The sequence below is a fragment of the Corynebacterium felinum genome (assembly GCF_030408755.1).
Taxonomy (GTDB): Bacteria; Actinomycetota; Actinomycetes; order Mycobacteriales; family Mycobacteriaceae; genus Corynebacterium; species Corynebacterium felinum.
This window is the reverse complement of record NZ_CP047209.1, coordinates 180,160-205,519: the sequence shown is the minus strand read 5'-3', so window position 1 is coordinate 205,519 and position 25,360 is coordinate 180,160. Positions and strand designations below refer to the sequence as shown.

Below are 25,360 nucleotides of genomic sequence, written 5' to 3'. Positions count from 1 at the left end.
CCGTCGCGGTGTTCAATGCTATGTTCTCGCCGACCACACTTTTCCACTGCACCCGAAGGCTGTAGGTCGCAAGCCTCATCTCTCTTGTGTTTTCGAATGGAAAGCATCTGCTCTTTACCCCCTCCCCCACTTTTAAATTTTATGTATTGCAATGCATATTAATTAAGCTGGGGTGTGTGAGTGGAAAAGTTTCACACTTTGCCTAATCTTTCATCCCCTCTCCTGAGGGCGTGAGTGTATCCAGAGACATAACACTTGCGTGCTTTCCGTCGTGGTTAATGGTGTATTCGCCCTTCAGGAGCCCCACTTGTTCAAGGAATCTACCCTTCATCATGGCTATTCACGACACTTTCATCTCTGCCCCTGCTGATATCACTACGCCGTCTGGTGACCGCAACCCAGGTCAGGCTCCGTGGAACAAGCAGCGTAATTCCACTATGCCAACCAAGCGCTACCAGCCTTTCGCCCAAGAGGTTGAGGATATTCAGCTGCCTGATCGCACCTGGCCGAACAAGAAGATCACAACTGCACCCCAGTGGTGCGCGGTCGATCTGCGTGACGGAAATCAGGCACTGATTGACCCTATGAGCCCTGAGCGTAAGCGCCGCATGTTTAACCTGCTCGTAAAGATGGGCTATAAGGAAATTGAGGTTGGTTTCCCTTCCGCTTCGCAGACTGATTTCGATTTCGTTCGCGAGATCATCGAGCAGGATAAGATCCCAAACGATGTCACGATCCAGGTTTTGGTTCAGGCACGTGAGCATCTGATTCGTCGCACCTTTGAGGCCTGCCAGGGCGCGAAGAATGTCATTGTTCACTTCTACAATTCCACCTCGATCCTGCAGCGCGATGTGGTGTTCCGCAAGGATAAAGATGCCATCAAGAAGCTGGCTACTGATGCTGCCGAGCTGATCAAGGAGATCGCGAAAGACTATCCAGAAACAAACTGGCGTTGGGAATACTCCCCAGAATCCTTCACCGGCACCGAAGTGGCCTACGCCAAGGAAGTTGTCGATGCCGTGGTTGAGGTCATGGACCCTAGCCCTGAGAATCCCATCATCATCAACCTGCCTGCGACGGTGGAGATGATTACCCCGAATGTGTACGCGGATTCGATTGAGTGGATGCACCGTAATCTGAACCGCCGCGATTCAATCATTTTGTCCCTGCACCCCCACAACGACCGTGGCACTGGCGTGGCCGCTGCTGAGCTGGGTTATATGGCGGGCGCGGACCGCATCGAGGGCTGCCTGTTTGGTAACGGTGAGCGCACCGGTAACGTCTGTTTGGTCACGTTGGGCTTGAATATGTTGACCCAAGGCGTGGATCCGCAGATTGATTTCTCTGATATTGATCAGATTCGTCGCACTGTTGAGTACTGCAACCAGTTGCGCGTTCCTGAGCGTCACCCCTACGGTGGTGATTTGGTCTTCACTGCCTTCTCCGGTTCTCACCAGGATGCTGTGAATAAGGGTCTGGATGCCATGGCTTCGCGTGTGAAGCCCGGCGCGACTCATACTGATGTGAAGTTTGAGGAGCTGCGTGGTGAGAAGTGGGAGGTTCCGTACCTGCCGATTGATCCTAAGGATGTGGGCCGTAACTATGAGGCTGTGATTCGTGTGAATTCGCAGTCGGGTAAGGGCGGTGTTGCTTATATTATGAAGACGGATCACGGGTTGGCGTTGCCGCGTCCGATGCAGGTGGAGTTCTCTGCTGTGGTGCAGGCTGTTACTGATGCTGAGGGTGGTGAGGTTGAGTCGAAGGCAATGTGGGATATCTTTGCTCGCGAGTATTTGGATTCAACTTCCCCGATCGAGCAGGTGTCGATGCGTGTTGATGCTGCCCAGACTGAAAATGATGAGGCTTCGATTAATGCAACGCTGATGTTTAAGGGTGAGCAGGTCACGATTACTGGTCATGGTAACGGTCCGATTGCCGCCTATGCGAATGCGCTGGAGTCGCTGGGTATTGATGTTGAGGTGCAGGAGTACACGCAGCATGCCCGTACCGCTGGTGATGATGCGGAGTCGGCGGCCTATATTTTGGCTGATGTGAATGGTCAGCAGTATTGGGGTGTGGGTATTGCTGGTTCGATTACCTACGCATCGCTCAAGGCGATCACTTCTGCTGTGAACCGTGCGTTGAGCTAGTTTTTTCACGCCTTGCCCCTTCATTTCTGCGCCGTTGGGCGTGGGGATGGAGGGATTTGCTTGTCGACGTCGCCACCGCTGTTAGTTGTCTGGTGCTGGTTGTTGGGGGGTTAAGGTGCGTGGCTGTGGGGCGGGGTGGGCGCATGGATGTTCAGCTTCCGGCTACAATCAATGCTCATGACTGATTCTGTTCCGAAGCGCCCACGCCAACGCCGTCGACGTCGTGTTGTTGCGCCGGGGCAGAAAAGTGCTGGGCGTGTGGAGTTACGGTCGACTGATGCTGTTGATTTAACAACTCCTGAGGCTTCCGCCCCTTCGGTGGATTTCCCTCAGGTTGATATGGCTGATCCGCTCCTTCGTGCTGAACCGACTGATGAGGATGCCACCGTTTCGGAGGAGTTGCGCCAGCAGCGTCGTGCGGAACGTCAGCGGCAGCGCGAATTAGAGTTGGAGCAGTTCCCGTTTGTCGCTGCCAGTATTCAGGCAACAGGGATCCATCCCGCAACCTCGCGGCTGATCACACTTGATCTGGTGTTGGTGGATTCCGATGGTGTTGCTGGGGAATCGTTCCATGTTGTGCTTAACCCCGGTACTGATCCGGGGCCGAAGCATTTGCATGGTTTGTCGCCGCAGCAGGTTGCTGAGGGGAAGCGTTTTCAGCAAATTTTGAAAGTGTTGGGGCGGTTTATTGATGGCCGTACTCTGATTTGCCATAATTCGCCTGTGGTGTGGGGGTTCATTCATGCGGAGGCGCGCCGAGCTATGGCGCAGGCGGCGCGTCAGAATCGCAGTAGGAATCGGGCGAAGGCGAAGCGTCGTCAGCGGGTGGGGCATGTGCCTCGTCCGGTGGGTATTGCGGATACGTTGGCGGGTGCGCGACGTATGGAGCTTGAATTGAGCGATACGAGGATTCGTACGGTTGCTCTGGCTATGGGCCTTGAGTCTTCGGATCCTGTCGCGAGTGTTGAGCGTGCGCTTATTCCGGAGGAGGTGACGTCGCGGGAGGAGACTTTGTTGGTTTCGCAGATGTTTTTTGCCCAATCTGCTGCTGGGTGCGCGGTGATCCGGGACCCGAAGGATTTGACCGCTGATGTGTGTGGTTTGCAGCGTTCGGTGGTACGTGTGGAAGCCATGCAGGCACCGCGGGTGTGGTCTAATCCTGGGGTGTATCAGCCTGAGGTTGGGTTGGTTCAGGGCATGGAGTTAGTTGTGGCGCCGGAGATCGCGATGGATCCGAATGTGATTATTGCTGCGGCGATGCGTCATGGTTTGGCTTATTCGGAGAAGGTCACGCGTGAGACCAGCATTGTGGTGTGTAATCGTTTATCTGATTTGAAGGGTAAACCGATGCATGCTTCCCGTAAGGGGGTTCCGTTGGTGTCGGATGATGAGTTTTTGAAGATTGTTTCGGCTACCTCCCCTGGCACTCCACTTGCGGAGGCGGATGTGAAGGTAAAGCGCAAGACTGTGCCGTCGGCGTCGCGAGCGAAGAATTCTCATCGTGCGGTGTCGCGTTCTGCTTCGCGTTCTGCGGGCAAGCGCTAGTTTTCTTCGTGGGCTTGTGGCCTAGGCAAGGCATGCCGTGTTCGTTGGTGATGTGTGTGCGACTACACTAATGACTCATGAAGACCCCTTCTTTGAAAAAGACAGCGGCGGCTGCCACTGCTGCGCTCGGAGTCATTGGCGCTGCCCGTGTGTTTCCGAAGCTGCGTACTCAGGCCGCGATTAGTGCGGCACATCTGGCCACTTTTGCTTCCCAAAAAACTGGTCGTGGTTCTGGGGGCATGATTGGCGGCTTGGTGGCTGAGAAGATTGATCCTGAGATCATGCGCAATTTGGGGGCTGGTCGCCCAGTTGCGATTGTGACGGGAACGAATGGTAAGTCCACCACCACCCGCATGTTGGCAACGGCGTTGAAGTCGAAGTTTAGTGTTGCTACCAATGATCGGGGCGACAATATGGATGCGGGCATTATTTCGGCACTGTTGGCTGGTATCAAGGCCAGCCATGTGGTGCTGGAATGCGATGAGCTGCATGTTCCCGCCGTCGTCAAGCGTTTGAAGCCGCAGTGTTTGATTGTGTTGAACTTGTCGCGTGATCAGCTTGATCGTGTGGGTGAGATTAACAAGGTTGAGCGTGCACTGCGTGATTGTGTTACTGAGAATCCGGAGATGACTGTTGTTGCGAACTGCGACGATGTGTTGGTTTCGTCGATCGGTATGGCAGCGAAGAAGGTGGTGTGGGTTTCTGCCGGCGCTGGTTGGGTGGGCGATTCGGTCTCGTGCCCGCGCACTGGTGGACACGTGGTGCATGAGGGGGATCATTGGTATGCGGTTAAGTCTTTGCCTGATGGGGGTGAGTTTTCGCGTCCTGCGCCGACGTGGAGTGTGGACGCCGATGGTCTGCATTCCCCGCAGGGGGAAATTGAGTTGTCCTTAGCGTTACCAGGTCGTGCTAACCGGGGCAATGCGGCGCAGGCGATTGCTGCTGCGGTGGAGTGTTTCGGTGTTGAGCTTTCTGTTGCTACTCGCGCGGTGGAGTCTGTTGATGATGTGGCTGGCCGCTATTCCACGATTGAGGTGGGTGAGCATCAGGTTCATTTGTTGCTTGCGAAGAATCCTGCTGGTTGGCAGGAGGCGATGAGCATGGTTGATCGCGGTGCTGATGGTTTGGTGATTGCGGTTAACGGCCAGGTTGCCGACGGTGAGGATTTATCGTGGCTGTGGGATGTGAAGTTTGAAGATTTCGGTGATCTTGCGGTGAAGGCGTCGGGCGAGCGGGGCACGGATTTGGCTGTGCGTTTGACCTACGCCGATATTGAGCATGAGCTGGTTTCTGACATGGTTGATGCGGTGAAGGCGTGCCCGCCCGGGCGCGTTGAGGTGTTGGCGAATTACACGGCGTTTCGTGATCTGAAGAAGGCGTTGGAGCGACTGTCCGCGAAGGAAGAGGGAGAATAATGTCGACGTTAAATATTGGTCTGGTTCTTCCTGATGTGCTGGGCACATACGGGGATGATGGTAATGCTCTTGTGCTGCGTCAGCGTGCCCGCATGCGTGGTCTTGAGGCTGAGATCGTTCCGATTCGTCTCGACGAGGCAATTCCGGAGCATTTGGATGTGTATACCTTAGGTGGGGGTGAGGATACTGCCCAGATTCTTGCGGCGGAGCATATTCGCGCTGATGGCGGTTTGAATCGCGCGGTTGCTCATGGGCGTCCTGTGTTGGCTATTTGCGCTGGTTTTCAGGTGTTGGGTGAGAGTTTTCGCGCGTCTGGTCGCATCGTGATGGGTGCCGGGCTTGTCGACGCCACCACGGCGTCTCTTGCGACTCGCGCGATTGGTGAGGTGCTCACCACCCCGACGAAGGCTGGTTGGACGGATCAGTTGACGCAACCTCTGACTGGTTTTGAAAACCATATGGGTGCTACGTTGTTGGGTCCTGATGCGACCCCGTTGGCGATGACTAGTCGTGGTCGGGGTAATACGGATGCTGCCGAGCAGGAGCATTTTGAGGGTGCTGTTCAAGGGTCTGTGATCTGCACGTATATGCATGGCCCTGTGTTGGCCCGTAATCCTGAGTTGGCTGATCTGCTTCTTGCCCAGGCGATGGGCAAGAAGTTAGCTGATCTTGAGCCGCTAGATCTTGAGGTTGTGGAAAAGTTGCGCCGAGAACGCATGGCGTAGTTTTCTCACACCCCCACTTGGGGCATGGTAAGAGTGTTACGGGCGCTTGATTTCTCCCCAGAGGATTTCTTGCGCTCGTATATAGGCTTCCCAGTCGGTGGGGTCTGATTCTTCGACGGGGATTGTATCGACGATGACGATGCCTTCGTGGGTGTCTGTGAAAAAGAAATTGGATTTGCCCACCACATCGGGTAGGGCGTTCGCTGATTCAAACATGTCTTGGCATAGTTGCATAACCTTGTGGTTGGCTCGAATGTTCTCGTGGAATAGGGGAATATTGCGAATGCGTTTTTGAACGCTCACCACTGTGTGTAGTTGCTGGTTGAGGGGGAATTGTTCTACCACGAATTCTTGGGAAGCGATCATTGCATCAGGAAAGTGTGCTTTGAGTACGTCCTGTTTGCGGTACAGCCTTTCAATGTAGGCTTGGCGTTGTTCTTGGCTCATGTGGAGTGTGCGGTGGTGGTATTTCTTTACCCCATCGGCCCCGTCGGCAACCACGACTGAGTGGTAGCCGAGTCCGAGTACTTCCATCCCGTTTTTGCGGTATGACCTCGTTACTAGGGCGAACATGAATTGTGGTGCGATTCTGACAAGCGCAACGGCGCCTCGTGCGGCTACTGCTTGAAAAAGGCCGCGTTGTTTTTCTGCCTTGAGAAAACCTTTTCTTAGGTGTTTATTTCCCCCCAAAGTGACACTGTCATATGCGATCCGCTTCAGCTCTAGTAGAAATGCCATGGTTTCCATTTAAGCAGGCAGCATTCCACAAAACCCAACATTAATAAAATTAAGCTAAATCCAACATGTTATATATTAAGTCAGGCAATAAAATTATTTAACGTTGAATTAACAATAAGTTGCGCCTTTATTGGAAATAGACTTGATCTATTTTTAAAAAACCAGCAACAAGCTGGAAAAATAGGCACTTTTTAGTGAAATTCGGCACTAAAACCACCCTAAGACAGGTTGTGCACAGCCTAAAATAGTGCGCAGAAATCACCACGCAGCAACTATGTCTACACACCCCCGAAATGGGGCGAATTTTAGACTTTTATTAGATAAGCTGTGTCGCATTTTGGCGTCAATAAGTTTTATAGCCTAAATCGACCAGTTAAAGCACGCGATAATGTTAATTCATCAACAAATTCCAAATCCCCACCCAAGGGCATTCCTGAGGCCAGTCGGGAAATAATAAGGCCAGGGAAATCTCGAAGCAATCGCACGAGGTAGCTTGCTGTTGCTTCCCCTTCGGTATTGGGGTCGGTGGCGATAATCACCTCAGTAATTTCAGGGGCGTTATCGTAGAGGGGGTTTTCTTTAGTGGAATCGGCAAGTTCGCGATCCGGCATGACCCCACCGATGCGTTGGAGCAGTTCGGTGATGTGAAGCTCGCGTGGCCCGATATTGTTTAACGGATCGAGCGCACCCCCGAGCACATGGTAGCGTCCGTTAAATTCCCCCGTGCGTTCCAGCACTTGAATATCTTTCGGTTCTTCGACCACGCAAATAATGCTGCGATCGCGCCCAGAGTCGGCGCAGATACGGCAGATCTGATCCCGGGAAATGTTGCAGCAGATTCGACAAAAGGCAACGCCGTCGCGTACCGCCCCTAAGGCATTCTGCAGGCGGGTAATATCAGCGGGTTCAACATGGAGAAGATAAAAGGCGATGCGTTGGGCACTTTTCGGGCCAACACCAGGTAGCCGGGAAAGTTCATCGATGAGGTCTTGGAGGGGTCCTTCAAACATAACTGCTTCAGTGTATCGCAGAAAGCACCCCTGCCACGCACGAGCCCTATTTTGTTTCGTGTGTGTCCACGAAAAGGGCTCAAACTTAAAGCAGAGGTGCCACGTGCCACCTGATCCACGCGCATACACGCATGGTGGAAAGGCGACTAGTTTGCAGGGATCATCAAGTCGGGAAGATCCTGACGGGTATTTGCATCGTCGAGATCCACATCCCAGTGGAGGCGACCGTCGTCGTCAAGCGAGATGGAGTCGATGATGGTGTTGGTGGTTTGGGAAAGTGCCTGCGAAGCAGCATCCTTGATGCCCACGGTTGCGGCGCTGGCGCGGCCAACCTTCTCAAAGACATCGTCATCATCGTCTTCTGGGAAGGCATCACTGACATTGCCGTCTTTGTAGACATAAACAGTCATCACCGTGTTACCCATCACCACATCAACTTCGGTGTGGGCGTCATTATCTTCGCGGTCAGCGCTGACAATGATGCCTTCTGGGTACTTTGCCGCCACGGCGTCGATCGCGTTGAGCACTTGGTCGCCAGCAACACTTGCAGTTGCAGCGGCGGCTGCGTCTTTTGCGGCTTCTTGTGCCCGAGTGACCGCAGAAGCGCCTGCGTCTTGTGCGGCAGAGACGCCGGATGCTGCTTTTTCTGCAGCGGAAGAGGCGACGGCGGGGGCGTTAGCTTGCTGCTGGGAGGTGCATGCACTGAGCACCGGCAGTGCTACGACGAGTGCTGCAGCTCCTGCAAGAAGGCGGGTACGAGAAACTGGAAGCATACTATCTCTCCTTAAATAAGTAGCACGTATTCAAAATGTGCGATTCATATGGAACAACAATTATTCTACACCCCTGTTTAGAACCATTGCCACAACCCAAACCCACCAAAATAGCAAAACCGCAGCTCAAACACTGTATGAGAATTTGTTCATCTTCTCATTGGCCAACTCTTAGGCTCAAGTGGGTACTGCATCCTTCCGCGCGCCACCCTCAATGCCACCCCAACGCTTTGCCCCAGTAGCCCACACCACAGCCCTCAATGTCGTGCCCTACCCGCATGGTACAGCGTATTCATTCTCCCCCACTGGATCATTAACCCTCCCCCTTCGCTTTTCCCACAGTTACTCCCCTGTGGCTCAATCTAGGTGGACTAGCCAGAAGCCTCCATTCGCCAAAGGGTGTGAGATGCGAACCCCCCAGCGTTAAACTCAACTTCAGGTGATGTGCTGAGAGCATTGATCACAGCACCACTGATTAGGAGTACAACGGTGGGGGGCGCGGCTGCAGTCAGACTAGAACAGTCCGCCGAGCCCGTCGAGGCCCTGAGAGAGTGGGCCCATCTTTTCTTCAGCAAGCTTTGCGAGCTTGTCGTGTGCGTCGCCGAACGCGCCGAGGACGAGGTCTTGAAGGGTTTCGACGTCGCTTGGGTCGACTACTTCTGGCTTGATGCTCAAGGCGGTCAGGCGTCCGGTGCCGTCGATGGTGGCGGTGACGAGGCCGTTGCCAGCCTGGCCCTCGACGACGGATTCAAGGATTTCCTGCTGTGCAGCTTGGAGGCGTGCCTGCATTGCTTGTGCCTGTGCCAGGATTTGCGACATGTCTGGTTGACCCATGGGTAAACCTCAACCTTTCTTTGAGTTATATTTTTCTTCGCGATTTCTACGCTAAGCCTACACGTTTAGAGTGGTTTTGCACCGAGCTCTTGTCCGAGCAGATCCATGGCAAAGGCAATCGCGCTGCGGCGATCTTTGGTTCCTTCTTCACTTGCGGCTTGCTTCATCATTTCGGTTTCTTCATCGTCCGGTTCCGCAGGGTGCGCGGGCTGTGCGGGTACAGATTCGGACTGCGGTGCAGGTTGTTGTGCATATTCGCTCGTGCGACCATCGTGCGGCGCTGATGAAGCACCCCGGCGAGCATCCGTCGAAGTTGTAGGGCTTGACGCCTCACCCGATCCGGCAGGTTCTGCAGATACACCAGATTCAGCCATAGCTGGTGAGCTAGTCGAGGCCATCTCAGCGTTCGCTGTGGGCATGCGCTGTGGTTGCGTTGGCGCAGTAGCTACTAGGTCAGCGTCGGCATTTTCTGCTGGCGCGTGTCCATAAGCGTCGGTGGGTGCAGTTGGTGCGGGATTATGTTGCGGCTCAGGCATTCCCTCATCGGGTGGGTAACCGTAGGGGTCTTCGGGTGGGGGTACGTCGTCGTAGTAGCTTGGCTCCGGCGGCAGTGGCACTCCCGTGGAGAACGTGCTCTCCGAGTTGTGTGCGGGGTTGATGCCGTTGGAGTTTTCGGCTTTTTGGCGTGCTGCGCGTTCGCGCCATGTGGGTTGGTTAGCACGGGGCGCGGTCGCTGGTTCTGGCGCGGGTTCTGGTTCCGGCACCGGCGCGGGTGTTTGCGCTGGTTGCGGCGTTGGTTCGGCATACGTTGCTTCCCCACCCAGTGGCGCTGGTTCGCCCCAGGGGTCGGCGTTAATCGCTGCTGGTTTCGGGCTTTCCGCAGGCGCGTGGGCATGCGGTTGTGCTGGGTTTTCCACACGAGCATCCTCGGTTGGTGTGGTGTCGGTGACGGCAGGCGTGGTTGCTGGTGGTGGTGGGGTGATGCGTTGTGGTGCCATCACCTGATCGCCGAGTGGGGTTGGCTGTGTCCAGGTGTCGGTGGGTTGGTCGGCTGGTGTGGGCGTGTTTTTTTCGAGTTGCTGATCCACCAGCGACGTGTGGGTTTCTGCTGTTGGTTCCGGTTGCAGGGTGGTGGCGTGGGGGTTCCACGGTGCTGGGTCAACGTGGGTGGGGTGTGAAAACCCCAAGTCTTTTGGGTCGGTTGCGACCTCGCAGCGGATGGTGGCGTCGATGCCGAGTTCCTGTTTCAGCACGGTGCTTAAGGTGCGGGCATGCGCGGGGTCGTTGATGCGCCCCGCCAGCGCCCCCGTGTTGTGTCCGAGCACGACAACGCCATCGCGAACTCCCATGGGGTAGGCTTCGGTGAGCAAAATGCCCAGCACGGAGCTTGTGCGTGACGACGCCGTGCGCACCTTCGCCCACTGTGTGCGGATGCGTTCGTACAAGGCGAAGTCTGGGTCAGCTGCTGGGCTTGGCGCAGCTGTCGACGCGGCGGGGGTTTGGGCATGCGACTGTGGGCTTTCAGGCTGCGGTGAAACTGCTGGCGTGGGAGCTGGTACCTGCTGCGAAGGTGTAGGTTCTACCGTGTGTTGCACCGGTGGTGCAGGCTGTGGGGTAGCAACTGACTGTGCTGCTGGTTGTGGTGCCACAGGTGGTGTGGTTTGGGGCTGCGCAGGTGTGGCGGGTATGGCAGGTGCCATGGGGGTTGCCTGCGCTGGGGTCGCTGCTGGTTGAGGCGCTGGCGCAGGGGCAGGTGGCGCCACAGGTGCTGTGGGTGAAGTCGGCGGTGTGGGCGTTGCGGAGGGTGTCGTGTGGGCGCGGGCGTGTTCTTCCGCGAGTTTTGCTTCGCGAGCCTCACGCACAGATTTCCGTTCGTACTTCGGAATTGCGGTCGCCTGTGGTTGCGCCACTGCTTGTGGTGCGACAATAGTGCTGGGCGCGTTGTCGAGAAGCATTTTCGCGCACAGGATTTCCAGTAAAAGCCGTGGGCTTGTTGCCCCCTTGATGCTGCTTAAACCATCGTTGAGGATTGCGGCGATATGCGGCAGGTTTCGGCTGTTAAAGCCCTGTGCTTGGCTCAGCAGGATGTCGCCACGATCGGTGGGGGCGTCGACAAGCCCATTCTCTAAAGCGTGGGGCACCGACTGCATAATGATCAGGTCGCGGAGGCGGTCAAGAAGATCTTCCGCGAAACGACGCGGCGACAGCCCTGCCTCAATCACATGATCGACCGTACTAAACAGCCCCGCGTGATCCCCGCCGGCAAGGGCGGTGACGGCGGCGTCGATAAGCGCATCATCGGTCGCGCCTAACACCATGCGGGCATGCTCATAGGTCAACCCTTCAGGGCCGGTGCCAGCAAAAAGCTGATCCAACACCGACAACGTATCGCGCGGCGAACCCCCGCCCGCGCGGATCACCAGCGGATACACCGCATCTTCAACATGCATATTCTCCCCCGCCACGGTGCGCTCAAGCAATGAACGCATCGCCAGTGGGGTAAGCAGACGGAACGGATAATGGTGCGTACGGCTTCGAATCGTGCCGATCACCTTCTCCGGCTCAGTGGTAGCAAAAATAAAAATCAGGTGCGCAGGTGGCTCTTCCACAATCTTCAGCAGCGCGTTAGAGCCCTGCCGAGTCACCATGTGTGCCTCGTCGATGATGAAGATACGGTAGCGGGAATCCGCAGGAGCATACATGGCGCGGTCACGCAGCTCACGCATATCTTCCACACTGTTGTTACTCGCAGCGTCCAGCTCAGTCACATCAAGGTTACCCGGACCATTCGGGGCCAAAGAGATGCACGAATGACACACCCCACATGGCGTGGAGGTCGGGCCCTGTGCACAGTTCAAACTGCGGGCCATGATGCGCGCCGACGATGTCTTACCGCACCCGCGCGGGCCAGAAAACAGGTAGGCATGATTAATTCTTTCGTTGTCCAACGCTTTCGACAACGGGACGGTTACCTGCTCTTGACCAACCAGCTCACCAAAAGAACCAGGGCGATATTTGCGATACAAAGCCACGAAACTAAGACTACCCCACCACCGTAACCCACACAGCCCGCCTTCATAACCGCGACCAGTCGAGCAGATCAATCCCTTCCGCCGCCAAATCTTGCTGCAACTGCCCCACCCCATAAGTCACAGCATGCTCAAATTCTTCTTGGGTGAGCATCACCAGCTGCAACATTAACGTCCACCGATCCGGCTCCTTCAGCTGGGGCACTTTCTCACCCCACACATACGGCACCACAAACACCCCATGCTTGACCGTAATATCGCTAGGCAGATTCGCCTCACTACCAATGCCCGGGAGAAGGGTACCTGGCTGGGCAGGAAGTGCCCCCTCCGCGCGTGCCAACTGGTTCGCGGTGGCATCGAGCACCTTTAATGTGGTGGTTTCGCTCGCCCTATTAATAGTGAAGATTTCGCAACGCACATCCACCCCTTCTGACTCAAGCCCCGTATCAATATCCGCAAAATCGAGGGTGCTGGCCGCACATTCACGCCCGAGATTAAAACAGGCGTAATGAAATCCTGGGTTTCCCTCATCATCTTGGGCTTCGCGCAGGTTCATATCTGCGGGGAAAAGCTGGTTGATCCAGGCGGCGGTTTCGTCAAGGTTCATAGCTTCGTATTCTATGTTTTTCCACGCATGCATGTGTCGAAAGTAACCGCGCATTCACCTACACCTACAGCGCGGCAGCTTCAGCGCAGGGGTGCTGTAGCTATGAGTTAGAGATAGAGCAGATGCTACTTGTAAAACCGCAGGTCATTTTCTAGCCACTGCGCTGAAACTCTAACTGTTATTTGCTTAAGTTTATCCTTGGAATAAAGCGGGATGCGCATTAAGCCCCAGAAAGACTGAGGTTTTCTCACCGGGGAAATGCGTTTGAAACGCTGACCTGTGGTTTTGGGGGTTTTGTGGGTGTGTCGTAACGAAAGCACGCGGGGTTCTTACTCAGAATGGTTTTTGATACAGGAAAATCAAACTGAAAGGAACTCCCGCGTGCTTCGCTATTCTGCCACACTTGACGTCCCAATTTCCACTGCACGTACCATCAGCGCTTGGCTTCAAGCTCATCGCCGTCGACATGACCTTCGCCCCCATCAACGTGCCACAACGTGTTGGGAGCAAGCAATTATGCTTCTACGCTGGCTTTATGAAGCAACAAGTATCGCTACTATTGCTCGTGATGCTCGTGTTTCACAAGCCACAGGCTACCGCTACATCCATGAAGCACTCAGGGTTGTTTCCGCCAAATCTCCCACCCTCATCGACGCACTACGCCATGCCAAGGACGCCAATAATCTTTTCGTCTGCCTTGACGGAACACTCATCCGAACAGACCGCGTAGCGAGAAAGAACCCGAAAAACCGTCACGATCTGTGGTATTCCGGAAAACATAAGGCATTTGGTGGCAATGTACAGGTGCTCACTGACGAGAGTGGGTACCCACTATGGGTATCCTCAGTATCTCCTGGATCAACCCACGACATCACAGCAGCGCGTGAGCATGTTCTTGATGCAATAAGCACTGTTGATATTTGCGTTCTTGCCGACAAAGGCTACATTGGTGCAGGTCACAACGTACACACACCGATCAGAGGAAGGAATCTGGCAGATGACGAATACGAGTACAACCGTCGTCTTAACGGTTTGCGAGCACCATCAGAACGAGCAAACGCCATGCTCAAACAACTCAAAGCACTACGGCGTGTAACACTATGCCCTAAAACCATTACAGCCATCGCAAAAACTGCTTTAGTCGTCCTACACCTAGCCCGCAAAATACTCTGGTGAGAAAACCTCACTTTAAAAGGGGGCTGGGCTTGTGATCACTCCATATTCTTGCGCACATACTGAAACTCACCAGCCACACAACAAAGGCAGCACCCAAAGCCCCCATAACCCATGCCCCATACCTCACACAGCACCCAACCCATTCAAGAACCCCCAGAAAATCACACGAAAGAAAGCGCAGACAGCAGGAATCACCGGTGAACCATCACCTTAATTGAGCCCTTATGTCTGCGCTTGTTGGGAAAAAACTACCAGCTAGGCTTGGCGTGCTGCTTTTTCAGCTGCGGCAAGAAGCACACAGGTGGCCACGCCATCCATGGCAATCTCTAGCTCTTCGACTGGTGGCAGGGAGGGTGCCAAGCGGATGTTGCGGTCGTTGGGGTCTTGCTTGAGTGGGAAGGAGGAGCCGGCGGCGGTGAGTGCAATGCCTGCTTCTTTTGCCAGCTGCACAACTCTTGTCGCGGTGCCATCAACCACGTCGAGGGAGATGAAGTAGCCACCTTCTGGTGTTGTCCAGGTGGCTACGTCGTAGTCGCCGAGGCGCTGTTGCAGGATTTCGAGCACGCGGTTGAATTTTGGTGCCAGTGATCCGGCGTGCTTGCGCATCAGGGAACGTACACCCTCGGCGGAGCCGAAGAACTGTGCGTGGGCAAGCTGGTTGATCTTGTTGGGGCCGATGCCGCGTACGTTGGCGATAGAGCTGTACCAGTCGAGGTTTGCCTTGGAGGAGGCGAAGAAGGACACGCCGGAGCCGGCGTGGGTGATCTTCGAGGTTGAGGATAGGCACCAGAAGCGGTTGGGGTTTCCGGCTTCTTCGGCCATGGCTACTACGTTGTGGATCTCAGGAAATTCGTCGCCAAGGATGTGTACGGCGTAGGCGTTGTCCCACATGATGCGGAAGTCTGGTGCGGCGGTGTCCATTGCGGCGAGTTCGCGGCACACTTTTTCACTGAAGGTCACGCCGGTGGGGTTGCCGAACATGGGCACTGTCCACATGCCTTTGACTGCTGGGTCTTTGACGAGTTCGCGCACGGTGTCCATGCAGGGGCCTTCGTCGGTCATGGGGACGGGGATCATGTCGAAGCCGAAGTGTTCGGTGATGGTGAAGTGGCGGTCGTAGCCAGGTACTGGGCAGAGCCATTTCAGGGTTTCTTCCTTAGCCCAGGGCTGAGGCGAGTCGTTGTTGCCGAGTGCGTAAGACCAGGCGATCAGGTCGAATTCGATGTTGAGGCTGGAGGCGTCGCCCGCAATAACATTCTCAACAGGCATGCCTAAAACTTCAGCCCATATGCTGCGGATGTCGGCGATGCCGTTGAGTCCGCCGTAGTTGCGGCAGTCGGTGCCGTCGGCTGCGGTGTAGTTGTCGCCGGGGAGGCTTAAGACTTCGTTGGAGAAGTCGAGTTGTTCGGCGGATGGTTTTCCGCGGGTGAGGTCGAGTGCGAGGTTTCGCCCCTTGAGTTCTTCGTACTTGTGGGTAATCTCCTCGGTGAATTGGGCGAGGCGATCGGCGTCGTAATTAAGCAGAGACAAGGTGGTGCACCTTCCGGCAGAGTGTGGGAATTTTTCAACTGACTATTCTATGCGTCTTGCCCGTATGTGCGCACGTTAATTGTCATTTCGCGCCCCCTGCGCGGTTTCTGCTGCCCCTTGTGAAAAATTAAGGGGACTTCGCACACCCGCCAGAGCCCGTTGACCCTTGCTGCATTCCTGCCCTGGGGGAGTTCACGGGATAAACGCCATGCGAAGTCCTGCCCATTACTGTAGTGCACGAGGTTCATGTTTGCCCAATTATGCTTATCGACGCCCCCACACCCCTCACGTGCCTGTCACCGTTCACGGTTTTTTCGCGCCCGCCGATTCCCCCTTGTGAAGGTTCCTGTTTGGGCGCTGTGTTTTCTTGCGCTTTTAGTTCGACTACCTTGCAATTTGTGCCAAGTCTTTGGTTGTGTGTAAAGTGTCCCCAGTACGCAAGAGTTTTTCTTGTTTACGCTGGAGGATTCGACTAGCGGCCTATGTCACACGCCTGGAACGCGTGCGGGGCTAACGCCCCTCGTGGGTTCAAATCCCACATCCTCCGCACAATTCCCCCTTGATTTTTATTAAAAAATCAAGGGGTTTTCTTGTTTCACGCTCAAAAAATAGTGAGCATTGCCAAATATTTTACTGAAGGAAACATTTAGGTGCCCACACTTCGGCACAATGGCTGTATGGGCAAAAATAACAAGCCGCTGAAGATTTTATTCGTTATCAATTCCCTGCCCTCCCGGGGCAATGGTTTAGCTGCCTCAGCTCGACAAACCATGCAGCAACTGCGCATGCGCGGGCATGAAGTACGGGCTCTTTCTTCAGGGGTGCACTCCCCCGATTTCGCCCTTCCGCAGTTACAGATCCCTGTGCTTCAGCCGCTGATTTCAGCCCAAGGCTACTGCTTTGCCCGCGCGCGTATGCGGGTCATCCGTCAGGCTGTAGCGTGGGCTGATATTGTGCATGTGGAGGAGCCCTTTTTGCTCCAGTTTCTCACCGCACGCGTTGCCCAGCGCATGGGTAAAACTGTGGTGGGAACGTATCATATTCATCCGGAAAATATGACAGCCTCTGTGCATCTTGATCGGATCAAGCCGCTGAATTGGGCTTTTCTTTATGTGTGGAAGTGGTGCATTTTTCGGCCGTGCGCGTGGGTTCAGTGCCCTTCGGTGAATGTGCGCGACCGCTTGGTTCGTGTCGGTTTTTCGGCCACTAAGCAGGGCTTACCTGTAATCTCCAATGGTTTCATTGCGCACGATGAAACTGAAAAGATGCCTCCCGATACCCAAGGGGAAGCATTCACTATCCTATCCATTGGTCGCTTCTCGCAGGAAAAAGACCAAATAACCCTATTGCGCGCAATGCGTCATAGTGCGTATGCGCACCTCATTCAGTTGCGTTTTGCTGGCCGTGGCCCTACCGAGCGCTACCTGAAGCACGAGGCCCATGCCCTTTTCAGCGAAGGGATTCTTCAGCACCAGCCCACTTTTGAGTTTATGAATGCCACCGAGTTGGCACTGGCTGCCCAGCAGGCTGACCTTTATGTACATACTGCTTTTATTGAGGTCGAAGGTATGTCCTGTTTGGAAGCGATCCGCCATGGTCTCACCCCTGTGATAGCCACCGCTGATTTATCGGCCACTGCGCAGTTTGCGCAGCATCCGAATTCACTTTTCCCGGCCCGCAATCCACGCGAGTTAGCTCAGCGGATTGATTTTTGGATTGAGAATCCACAGCTGCGGCTCGATCAGGCCAAGGCGCATAGGGTAATCCCCCAGGAGTTTCAGTTAGATCTGTGTATTGATGCCCTTGAGCAGGCCTATTACAGCACCCAACTCTAGGGTTTTGGGAATCTGTTGCGCCACACATAAGGTTCGCGGGGTATTGATTGCACGTGAAACTTTTCTACAAGCTCCTCAGGCGTGCGCGCATTGATCCCTAATGATGCGGCAATGCACGGAAATACGCTGCCGCGCCCACCTTGCGCTTCCATGTCGCGGAATGTCACTGCCCCGTCGCGTTTTGCTAGTCGTCGTCCCTGCGTGTTGATCACCAAGGGCACATGTACGAAGGCGGGCGCTTCCACACCCAACAGGTGTGCAAGATAGCCTTGGCGGGGTGCGGAGCTGAGCAGATCATCGCCGCGCACTACTTGGTCGATTCCCTGAAAGGCGTCGTCGACAACCACGGCGAGATTGTATGCCCAGTCCGGGTCTTGTCCGCCGCGGCGCAGAATCATGTCATCGACCTCGCCGTCGACAAAGCCCGCATACAGATCGTGGATGCGCCAGTGCTCGACGTCGGCACGCAAGCGCAGCGCCGGCACCCGATTGTGTTGGGCAAGAGCGTGTCGACGTCGCCTGCGCTCATCTTCGTCAAGGTCACGGCAGGTCCCGGGGTACTGTCCGGGGATGGAGTGTGGGGCGCTTGCCGCGTGAACAATATCTTTGCGGGAACAGTAGCATTCATAATGCGGAAGCTGGGCAAGTGCTTGTTCGTACGCTTCAAAGCGCGTGCTCTGATACAGCACATCCCCATCCCAATCCAGACCCAACTGTGCTAAATCTTCCAGCTGCCGACAGGCGGACTCATGGGAGCTGCGCTGGGTATCCACATCCTCCACACGCATGTAGAACGCGCGTCCGCTGCTGCGGGCACTAGCCCACGCCAGCACCGCCGTGCGCAGGTTGCCGAAATGCAAATCCCCGCTCGGGCTTGGGGCAAAACGCCCTGCGCCTACACCCCATGGCGAAGGAATGCTTGACTTCGGCGATTGTGCTGAAGGTGCTTGGTTTATGTTGTGCATCGTAGAATCTTTCCCATGTCCCGTTACATTCCGGTTAATAACAGCGCGTACCCATTTCTTCTTACACTCTTTGTGGCGATTTTTCTCATTTCTAATATCACTTCCACAAAAGGTGTGATGCTGGGCCCACTCGTCACCGATGGGGCGTTTTTCCTCTTCCCCGTCGCTTATGTCATCGGCGATGTGATCAGCGAATGCTACGGCTTTAAGGCCGCCAAGCGGGCGATCTGGGCGGGGTTCATGATCACCTTGGTTGCGGTCGGTTCCTTTTATGCCGCCATTGCCCTGCCGAGCGCTGATTTTTATCAAGGCCAAGAAGCGTTCGCCGCTACTTTAGGGTTGGTTCCGCGCATTGTGCTGGCTTCACTTGCCGGCTATGCGGTTGGGCAGTTTCTTAATGCGTGGCTGCTCACTCGCATGAAAGACATGTTGGGTACCGGTGCATTGTGGAAGCGCTTGTTAAGTTCTACTGTGTTAGGGGAGTTCGGCGATACTCTCATCTTCTGCCTTATTGCCGCACCGGTGATCGGCATTAGCACGCTCAGCGACACCATAAACTATGTTGTTGTTGGGTTTGTGTGGAAGACCCTCATGGAGGTCGCGGTGATGCCCATTACCTATCAGGTGATTAAGTTCATCAATAGCCGCGAATTAGCCTAAAGCCCACGACAGCCCCGCCCCGAGTTTCTTCGCAGCCGCGTGCGTACGCACCCCACGCTACTGTGAGTCAACTACCTTAAGCTGAAGTTGCGTGAACCACCGCCGTTAGATCTAAACCCCTACTTCTTTTCCTCGCTCAATCATGGGCGAAGAAAACCCCACTACCTGAAGGAAAGACCAACCACTTTCACATTCCCTGCCCTTGTCCACGGCGCTAACGCCACCCCGTGTCCCTAGATACTCCACACACGAGCAACCTAGAAACAAGGGCAGGGTTGGCACGAGCACTGACGCAGCATCTGCCCCCGACGACCACTAGACGATGGTGGCAGATGCGGTGGGTGATCAGAATTGGTATTCTGGCTCCCCGAGGATAGCGTGGACGATCGCCTCGCCGAATTGATACGCGATGTAGAAGGCGACGACGAATACGATGACTGCGAGTACTAGTTTCCCGGGGGTGATGTTTTTCCGCTCGTTGGGCTTCTTTTCTGGTGATTTATCAGTCATGGAAGTACTGTCCTTTCTGTTCGTGATGCATTGTGGAACGAACGGAATAATAGCGCGAAAGTAGCTCTAGTACTACACACCAATGCTTAAAAAGCCTTAAGAGCATTAACGATAGAAAAACAATCTCACTGGCACCACTACCGCAGCTCAAGAGATATTTACGGTATGTCAACCTGTGCGAATATGCTTTACTTTCCACTTCCAACAGGAAAAAACTAAAGAAATGCTTAAAACATTCTCCTCTTAAAACTAAGCTCAGAAAAAGAATAGTTGAAGCATCCACAAGGAGGATTTTTCTCTCCCCTCCCCCATTCAAGGGGGTAAAACTCCCCCAAAGACGCATACAGCCACTCAACAGCGCTTCGTTGCCTCCCCTTAAGCAGACTCCGCTGCCTCCAGAAAGTACCAGCCCCATCCTGCCTGGGAAAAGCTTCCGTGCATACAAAGCGAAAAGGAAGCCTCATCATGCACAACATCACGAAGCTTCCTTCATTCCACCCCGCTCCCCCTTAAGGGCTTTTACCTAAGGGGGAAGTTAAGGGTTACGCCCGGCGACGCAAGTGGTAGTAGTAGGCCACGCCGAGGAGCAGGAGCAGTATGCCACCTGCAATCGGGTAGAACACACCATGTCCGCCGGTGAGTGGCAAGGTGCCACGGCGTACATCGGTGACGTTAATCACCAATCTATCGGTCGGTTGCGTCGGGATATCGTACACGGTGGCTATTGATCCACCGGTAAAAGTCGCCCATGGGCGCAATGCCTGATTGCCCCGTTTAGGTGCAGTGATAAACCCTACGGTGAAGGAGATCGGCTCAGCTAAGAGTTCATGACCTTCAGGCGCTTTGACTTCCACCAGGCTGTAGGTGCGCCCTGGTACTACGCTGACGGGAAGGGAAAACAGTACCCATCCGTGGTTGGGGTGGTGCTGATCGAGGGTGCCAATCTTTTCCAAAGCTCCATTGTCTGTGTGCTGGTACAGGTCGAATAACCATTGCCGTGAATCGGGGCGTATGAGCCGTGGAGTATTACCCTGTGGGTAGCCGAATTTACGCACACCGATTTGGATCTGCCGGTATTCGAAGCTGACTGTTTGATTGGTGTCTTCGAGGTTTTGGTGGCTGACAATGGTGAGTCCATCGCGTTCGTTCCAGGGAAGATCCGAATGAATTTGCCGATCGTAAGCATTACCTTGAGCTGTGACGTGGTGGGCGTACAGTTCGGAGAACACCACGGCTTTGGTGCCGGGGTTGATGGATTGTGCGCCCTGAACGCGTACTTTCAACCGCCCTGAAACCCAGTATTGGGAACGCTTGTCCCGTTCGTGGTTGCGCCCGGTCACAGTGAAGTTGTCAGACTCTGAAGTGAAGGTGATTTCGGTGGGCTCAGTGCTCAACATCGCACCAGTTTCTTTATCCACCAGCCACGAGCGGAGCATGTACTCTTTCCCAGGCACGATGTGGTTGATGGTCACATCGTCGTATATGTGATCGCTGGCAGGCGCATTGTGGGTGAGTTTTACATTTCGATTCTCTTCGAAGGATGCCTCCGTTGTAATTGTAGGATTGAGGTTTTGCAGGCGGATGTTTCGTACTTCGCACACGATAAATCCGTCGCTACCGGCAATAACTTCAAAGCCTTTGTTTTTCTTCTCGTGGGGGTCGACAATATTTTGTGTGGTGTAGGGGGTGCGTACGCCTTCAACAACTTTTTCGCAGACGGCATGGTGTTGCGCTCCGTCTACTTCTTGTGGGAGCAGGGCAAAACCATCGGGTACGAGTTCATAGATGTTTAAGCGGGCACCTTTTTGGTTCACGTCGGTGCTTCTAATGGAGATGGATACTTCAGCACGATCGTCGTAGGTGGTATACACAGCCTCTGGTACGAAAAGCATAGGGTCATGGGGGTCTTTCAGACGTGGCAGCCCTTGGGTTTTTGCCTGGAATGAGAAACCTTTCCCTTCGGAGATCGCATCGGGCTCGCCATTGGGCAGGTATACGCGTTTTTTAATGGTGACGGTGCCTAGGCAGTTGTCGAGGATGGTGGCTTTTGCACTTTCGACGAGATCGCTGAAGTTGTCCACGACAACAGGCGCGTCGTCGCTGGAAATATCGGCAGCCATGTCTCGAGGTGTGCGCACACCGGCACGCCAGACGTTGAACTCTTGAGTGACGTTAGCGACGTATCCTCTGCTGGGAGGGGTTAAGTGCCTTGGGGTGTTTTGGCTGACGAAAAACTGTAGTTGGCCACGGGTTACTCCATCGCGGGTGTTGATATAGGGCGTTTGATCCCTCCTTTTATCAATATGGTAGGTGAGTAAGTTTCGCCCGTGTCGGGGGATGTTGTAGCGATTTTGCACACGGTTTGCATAGTGGTCGGTGTGGAATTTGTCATCGATAATCCATTCGGATTTGTCACCCACATTGATTAAGAGTGGAACGATGCGCGTGCCGGTTTGCTTGAGGCGGTTTGCTGCATGTACTGCACGAACGAGGTCTGCTTGGTGCGTGGCGGTTCCTGGATCTTTGGTCGCGTTGGAATCGAATTTCTGGTTATCCACGTTGTTGGTGGTCGGCAGACCGTCGGTGAGGAGGTATACGACATCGTATCCGCTGTCTGTTCCTGGTTGTTTTAGCGGAATCGTCGCCAGCCCTGCTTCCCAGTTCGTACCGCTGCCTTGTTCCCAAACATTGCGTTGGGTCACGATGGCGGAAACTGCGCGGGTTAAGTCTTGTACATTTCGTGAGTTGTTGAGGTCTAATTTCTGGGTTTTCACTGATGGTCGGGTATTTGCTCCGGATCCAAAGTTGTAGATACCGATGCGTGATCCGGTGCCTTTGAGCCCATTGATTACTCCGAGGCCTGCATCGCGGAGTGGTTCGAGACCATTTGCTCTGTTGACTGAGAACGAGAGGTCGAAGAGTAGTGCGATATCGAGTCCGCAGCGTTGGGGCATTTCTGGGTTCATTGTTGCTTGCGGGATCCACTGTGCTGGTTCGCTGACCGCATCACTTGCCGGTGGTGCGTAGTCTAGGTCGATGCCCCATCCGCGGGAGATGTCTTCATCGCCGAGCACTTCGATGCGGTGAACTTGGTTGGGGTTAAGGCGTAGAGGGTTGTCGAAGGTGATTGTGAGTTGAGTGTTGTTGTTGCTGAATTGTAGGTTACCTTCGATTGTTGTTCCGTTGAAGCGTCCGTTGCGGAAGTTACCGTTGAGGCGTACTCGGTACTGATCTTCGTGTGTACGGGTGTAGTTACGACGTGTTTCGTCGTCGCGGGTGTGGAAAGTGTATCCGCGGGGGGCGGTTATTGTGATAGCGCGAAGTTCACCGCCTTGCCGTACGAGAAAGTCGAGGGCGGTGTTTTCGTCGTCGTGTTGGACGTAGATCGCACGGACGTCTCGGTGGCTGTTGAGCTGATCGAATGTTGATGGTCCGTAAAAGTCGTTGAGTTCTTCGAATTGGTCGAAGGTTATGGAGCGGCGGAATCGTGGGCTTGGTTGTGTTGGTGGGTTTTCTTTTTCTGTAGGGTTGTTGTCTACTGTTTTTGGTTCTTCGGTGGTTTCTGTGCTTTGCGACGCCGTGGTTTCGGCTGTTGTTTCTTCTACTGCTGGTTCTGGGGTGGGGGTTGGTTCGAGTGTTTCTTCTGTTGCGGTAACTGTATGGCTGGTGTCGGTTTGTGCGTCCACGATTGGGGTTGCAAGAAGTCCGAGTGCAGCTACGGCGAGGATGGCGATGGCTAATCGTGTGATTTTCGTGCCTAATGCTGTGTTCATTTTTCTGCCTCCTTACTTTTCAGTTCCGCTGGTGTTGGTGGTGTTTCGTCGTACGAGCACGAGTCCGCCTGTGATGAGGATTGCGCCGGCTACTAGTGCCCATAGGGTGTGTGCGCCGGTGAGGGCTAGTGTTGGTATGTGGGCTCGATCGCCTGTTCCTCGCTGGCATGTGATGATGACTTCATTGGTGGGGATGCCAGGGGTGGCTTTTGGGTCGAATTCTGGGTAGCCGGTGGGCAGTACGTAGCCTTTGTTGCTGAGCTTTTGCCCGTGGTTGAGGTTGGTGATTGTGGCGGAAAATTCGACGTTGAGTTGCAGGTCGGGCCGTCCGGTGCGCAGGCCGGCTACACGTTGGAGCCCTGCTTCGCTGAGTGCAATGGTGAGGATGTTGTCCTGGTTTGTGATTCGGTAGTCTCGGGCTGCAAGGGTAAGTTTGTCACCTTTGGCGTTGGTGTTTGTGAGGTAGACATGGGTGTTGTCTGGGTTGTAGGTGAGGTTTGTGTTGAGGAGATCCACGATGTCCACCCGGGTGATTTTTCCTTCGGTGTTGGGTGCGGGAAGGGTGGTGGTGATGCCGAAGGTGATGGTGTCTCCGGTGCAGGCGTATTCGTTGGTCGTTGTTTTGGTCGCCATGATCTTTTGATCTTTGGCGAAGGCGTGGACATCGTAGTCCCAGGTGTCGTTTCCGATGGTGACGGGAATGGTGATCACGAATGGGTCGATCACACTCAGGTGTTTTTCGGATGCGGTGGTGGGGATTTCGGTGACGTAGTATGCGCCGATTTTAAGGTCGTAGAATCGTGCGATTCCGTCGTGGCTTGTGGTTGCTTGTAGTTGTGTTCCGGGCAGGAGTTTTTCTGTGGCTGCGCCTGCGGGTGCGAGTTCGTTTTTGTTGAGGCTTTGGAGTTCTTGCCAGCCTTCGTTGGTGGTGAGGTCGACGTCGATTCGTTGGATGGTGAAGGTGACACCGGCGATGGGTTCACGGGTGAGTGGGGCGAGTGGGTTGTGGGGGTCGCCGTATTGGGTGAGTGGGTCGCCTGAGCTTTTGGTGATGCTTAGGGAGCCTTTGCGGTGTGGGTCGATGGTGGTTGCGTGCGCATTGGGGGCAGCGAGAATGAGTGCGCTTAGAATGGCCAAGGCGAGCATGCCATAGAGCATGCTTGTCGTTGTTCTTCTGTGCTTAGTCATTGTGGCTGCTTCCTTTGTGTTGGCGTACTTTTCTGCGCAGGTTTCGGATTGCGATTGCGAGGATTGTGAGAAGTACGAGTGCGAGTACTGCGACGACTAGTGTCATCCACCATTGCCAGGGGAAGTATGCTCCGGAGAGGATTTGTTCGTCTTTTTCGTCCATGGGTACGCGGTGTGCGTGGACGAGGAGGCGGTGGGAGTTGACTGCGTAGGGGGTGCAGGTGATGAGGGTGAGTTTGTCTTTGCCTTCTTCTACGCGCAGGGTGTCGGTTTCTTCGGGTAGGACGATTTCGGTGCCGGTGACTTGGTATTTCATCGTTTCGCCGAGGGTGTTGACGTAGACTGCGTCACCTTCGTGGACGTCGATGAGGTTGTCCCAGAGGGTTGCTTGGGAGAGTCCGGTGTGGCCTGTGAGTACGGAGTGGGTGGATTCGCCGCCGACGGGTAGTGAGGTGCCGAAGAGGTGTCCGATTCCTTTGTGGAGGGTGGATTCTTCGGTGCCGTGGTAGATGGGCAGCAGGGAGTTGATTTTGGGGATGGAGACTGTGGCCATTACCTCGGTGAGGTTGAGTTGGTTGAGGTAGTGTTGGTAGATCTCGTTGTCTTCGCGTACTCGTGCGAGCCAGGGGTCGAGGATTGGCCCGTCGGTTTGTTCGGTGTTCCAGATTGCTGCTTGTTCGCGCGCTTGGTTAATGAGTTCTGGGTCGAGTGTGTCTGTTTGTTTTGAGTAGACTTGCGCTTTGCTTGATTGCTGCAGGTTTGCGGTGATTGTTGCGACGAGGGGGTAGCTGAGCAGAATTATGCCGATGAGTACGAACAGCACTGGTAACGCCTTTTGAACAAGTGTTTTTTCTGGTTCGTTGGGCGTGTGGTGGTGCTGTTCGTTTGTTGGGTTAG

19 protein-coding genes, 1 tRNA gene and 1 other RNA gene are annotated in these 25,360 nt (G+C 54.7%); 8 read left to right on the top strand and 13 right to left on the bottom strand.

Annotated features, from left to right (window positions below; all coding sequences use genetic code 11):
• The first annotated feature begins 332 nt into the window (after positions 1–332).
• From leuA to CFELI_RS00890, 4 genes are all read left to right on the top strand, one after another.
• Positions 333–2,150, top strand: a complete 1,818-nt coding sequence (gene leuA / locus CFELI_RS00905; protein ID WP_277104812.1) for a 2-isopropylmalate synthase — start codon at positions 333–335, stop codon at positions 2,148–2,150.
• A 339-nt stretch (positions 2,151–2,489) separates the two neighbouring features.
• Complete coding sequence (locus tag CFELI_RS00900) at positions 2,490–3,695, top strand: exonuclease domain-containing protein (RefSeq protein WP_277104847.1); 1,206 nt, start codon at positions 2,490–2,492, stop codon at positions 3,693–3,695.
• A gap of 149 nt (positions 3,696–3,844) precedes the next feature.
• The gene (locus CFELI_RS00895; protein WP_277104846.1) at positions 3,845–5,110 is read left to right on the top strand and encodes a MurT ligase domain-containing protein; all 1,266 of its coding nucleotides are present in this window, start codon (positions 3,845–3,847) and stop codon (positions 5,108–5,110) included.
• Complete coding sequence (locus CFELI_RS00890; protein ID WP_277104811.1) at positions 5,110–5,835, top strand: type 1 glutamine amidotransferase; 726 nt, start codon at positions 5,110–5,112, stop codon at positions 5,833–5,835. Before CFELI_RS00895 ends, CFELI_RS00890 begins: the two co-directional genes overlap by 1 nt.
• Positions 5,836–5,871: 36 nt before the next feature.
• Here CFELI_RS00890 and CFELI_RS00885 read toward each other — a convergent pair whose 3' ends face one another.
• The 6 genes from CFELI_RS00885 to CFELI_RS00860 all read right to left on the bottom strand — a co-directional run bounded on the left by CFELI_RS00885 (position 5,872) and on the right by CFELI_RS00860 (position 12,826).
• A complete protein-coding gene (locus CFELI_RS00885; RefSeq protein WP_277104810.1) occupies positions 5,872–6,573 on the bottom strand; it encodes a hypothetical protein in 702 nt (233 codons plus the stop codon).
• Between the two features lie 353 nt (positions 6,574–6,926).
• Complete coding sequence (gene recR, locus CFELI_RS00880; protein WP_277104809.1) at positions 6,927–7,583, bottom strand: recombination mediator RecR; 657 nt, start codon at positions 7,581–7,583, stop codon at positions 6,927–6,929.
• 146 nt (positions 7,584–7,729) lie between these two features.
• Positions 7,730–8,356 carry a hypothetical protein gene (locus CFELI_RS00875; protein WP_277104808.1) on the bottom strand — a complete coding sequence of 209 codons (627 nt, stop codon included), beginning with the start codon at positions 8,354–8,356 and terminating at the stop codon, positions 7,730–7,732.
• Between the two features lie 513 nt (positions 8,357–8,869).
• Positions 8,870–9,190, bottom strand: a complete 321-nt coding sequence (locus tag CFELI_RS00870) for a YbaB/EbfC family nucleoid-associated protein (protein WP_277104807.1) — start codon at positions 9,188–9,190, stop codon at positions 8,870–8,872.
• Between the two features lie 65 nt (positions 9,191–9,255).
• Entirely contained in the window at positions 9,256–12,222 is a 2,967-nt protein-coding gene (locus CFELI_RS00865) for a DNA polymerase III subunit gamma and tau (RefSeq protein ID WP_277104806.1), read from the bottom strand.
• A gap of 43 nt (positions 12,223–12,265) precedes the next feature.
• Positions 12,266–12,826 carry a suppressor of fused domain protein gene (locus CFELI_RS00860; RefSeq protein WP_277104805.1) on the bottom strand — a complete coding sequence of 187 codons (561 nt, stop codon included), beginning with the start codon at positions 12,824–12,826 and terminating at the stop codon, positions 12,266–12,268.
• 381 nt (positions 12,827–13,207) lie between these two features.
• Between CFELI_RS00860 and CFELI_RS00855 the strand changes: the two genes are divergently transcribed.
• Entirely contained in the window at positions 13,208–14,002 is a 795-nt protein-coding gene (locus tag CFELI_RS00855) for a transposase family protein (protein WP_290258955.1), read from the top strand.
• A 255-nt stretch (positions 14,003–14,257) separates the two neighbouring features.
• Here the strand turns inward: CFELI_RS00855 and CFELI_RS00850 are convergent, their stop codons facing one another.
• On the bottom strand, positions 14,258–15,532 hold the full coding sequence (locus CFELI_RS00850; protein ID WP_277104062.1) for an aspartate aminotransferase type Ic: 1,275 nt from the start codon (positions 15,530–15,532) through the stop codon (positions 14,258–14,260).
• 126 nt (positions 15,533–15,658) lie between these two features.
• An RNA gene (gene ffs, locus CFELI_RS00845) (signal recognition particle sRNA small type) lies at positions 15,659–15,755 on the bottom strand.
• A gap of 238 nt (positions 15,756–15,993) precedes the next feature.
• Between ffs and CFELI_RS00840 the strand changes: the two genes are divergently transcribed.
• Positions 15,994–16,079 (top strand) — tRNA-Ser (locus tag CFELI_RS00840).
• A gap of 130 nt (positions 16,080–16,209) precedes the next feature.
• On the top strand, positions 16,210–17,367 hold the full coding sequence (locus CFELI_RS00835) for a glycosyltransferase (protein WP_277104061.1): 1,158 nt from the start codon (positions 16,210–16,212) through the stop codon (positions 17,365–17,367).
• Here CFELI_RS00835 and gluQRS read toward each other — a convergent pair.
• The gene (gene gluQRS, locus CFELI_RS00830) at positions 17,364–18,332 is read right to left on the bottom strand and encodes a tRNA glutamyl-Q(34) synthetase GluQRS (RefSeq protein ID WP_277104060.1); all 969 of its coding nucleotides are present in this window, start codon (positions 18,330–18,332) and stop codon (positions 17,364–17,366) included. The two genes, CFELI_RS00835 and gluQRS, sit on opposite strands and share 4 nt — an antisense overlap.
• A 15-nt stretch (positions 18,333–18,347) precedes the next feature.
• On the opposite strand from gluQRS, the gene CFELI_RS00825 reads away from it, so the two are divergent.
• Positions 18,348–18,992, top strand: coding sequence for a queuosine precursor transporter (locus CFELI_RS00825; RefSeq protein ID WP_277104059.1), 645 nt, complete (start codon positions 18,348–18,350; stop codon positions 18,990–18,992).
• 345 nt (positions 18,993–19,337) lie between these two features.
• On the opposite strand, the gene CFELI_RS00820 is transcribed toward CFELI_RS00825, so the two are convergent.
• From CFELI_RS00820 to CFELI_RS00805, 4 genes are all read right to left on the bottom strand, one after another.
• On the bottom strand, positions 19,338–19,502 hold the full coding sequence (locus CFELI_RS00820; protein WP_277104058.1) for a hypothetical protein: 165 nt from the start codon (positions 19,500–19,502) through the stop codon (positions 19,338–19,340).
• Positions 19,503–20,044: 542 nt separating this feature from the next.
• Entirely contained in the window at positions 20,045–23,275 is a 3,231-nt protein-coding gene (locus CFELI_RS00815; protein WP_277104057.1) for a VaFE repeat-containing surface-anchored protein, read from the bottom strand.
• Positions 23,276–23,287: 12 nt separating this feature from the next.
• On the bottom strand, positions 23,288–24,463 hold the full coding sequence (locus CFELI_RS00810) for a SpaH/EbpB family LPXTG-anchored major pilin (RefSeq protein WP_277104056.1): 1,176 nt from the start codon (positions 24,461–24,463) through the stop codon (positions 23,288–23,290).
• Positions 24,456–25,286 (bottom strand): class C sortase, encoded by an 831-nt coding sequence (locus CFELI_RS00805; RefSeq protein WP_277104055.1) that lies wholly within the window; start codon positions 25,284–25,286, stop codon positions 24,456–24,458. The genes CFELI_RS00810 and CFELI_RS00805 overlap by 8 nt, the downstream gene beginning before the upstream one ends.
• Between the last annotated feature and the right edge of the window lie 74 nt (positions 25,287–25,360).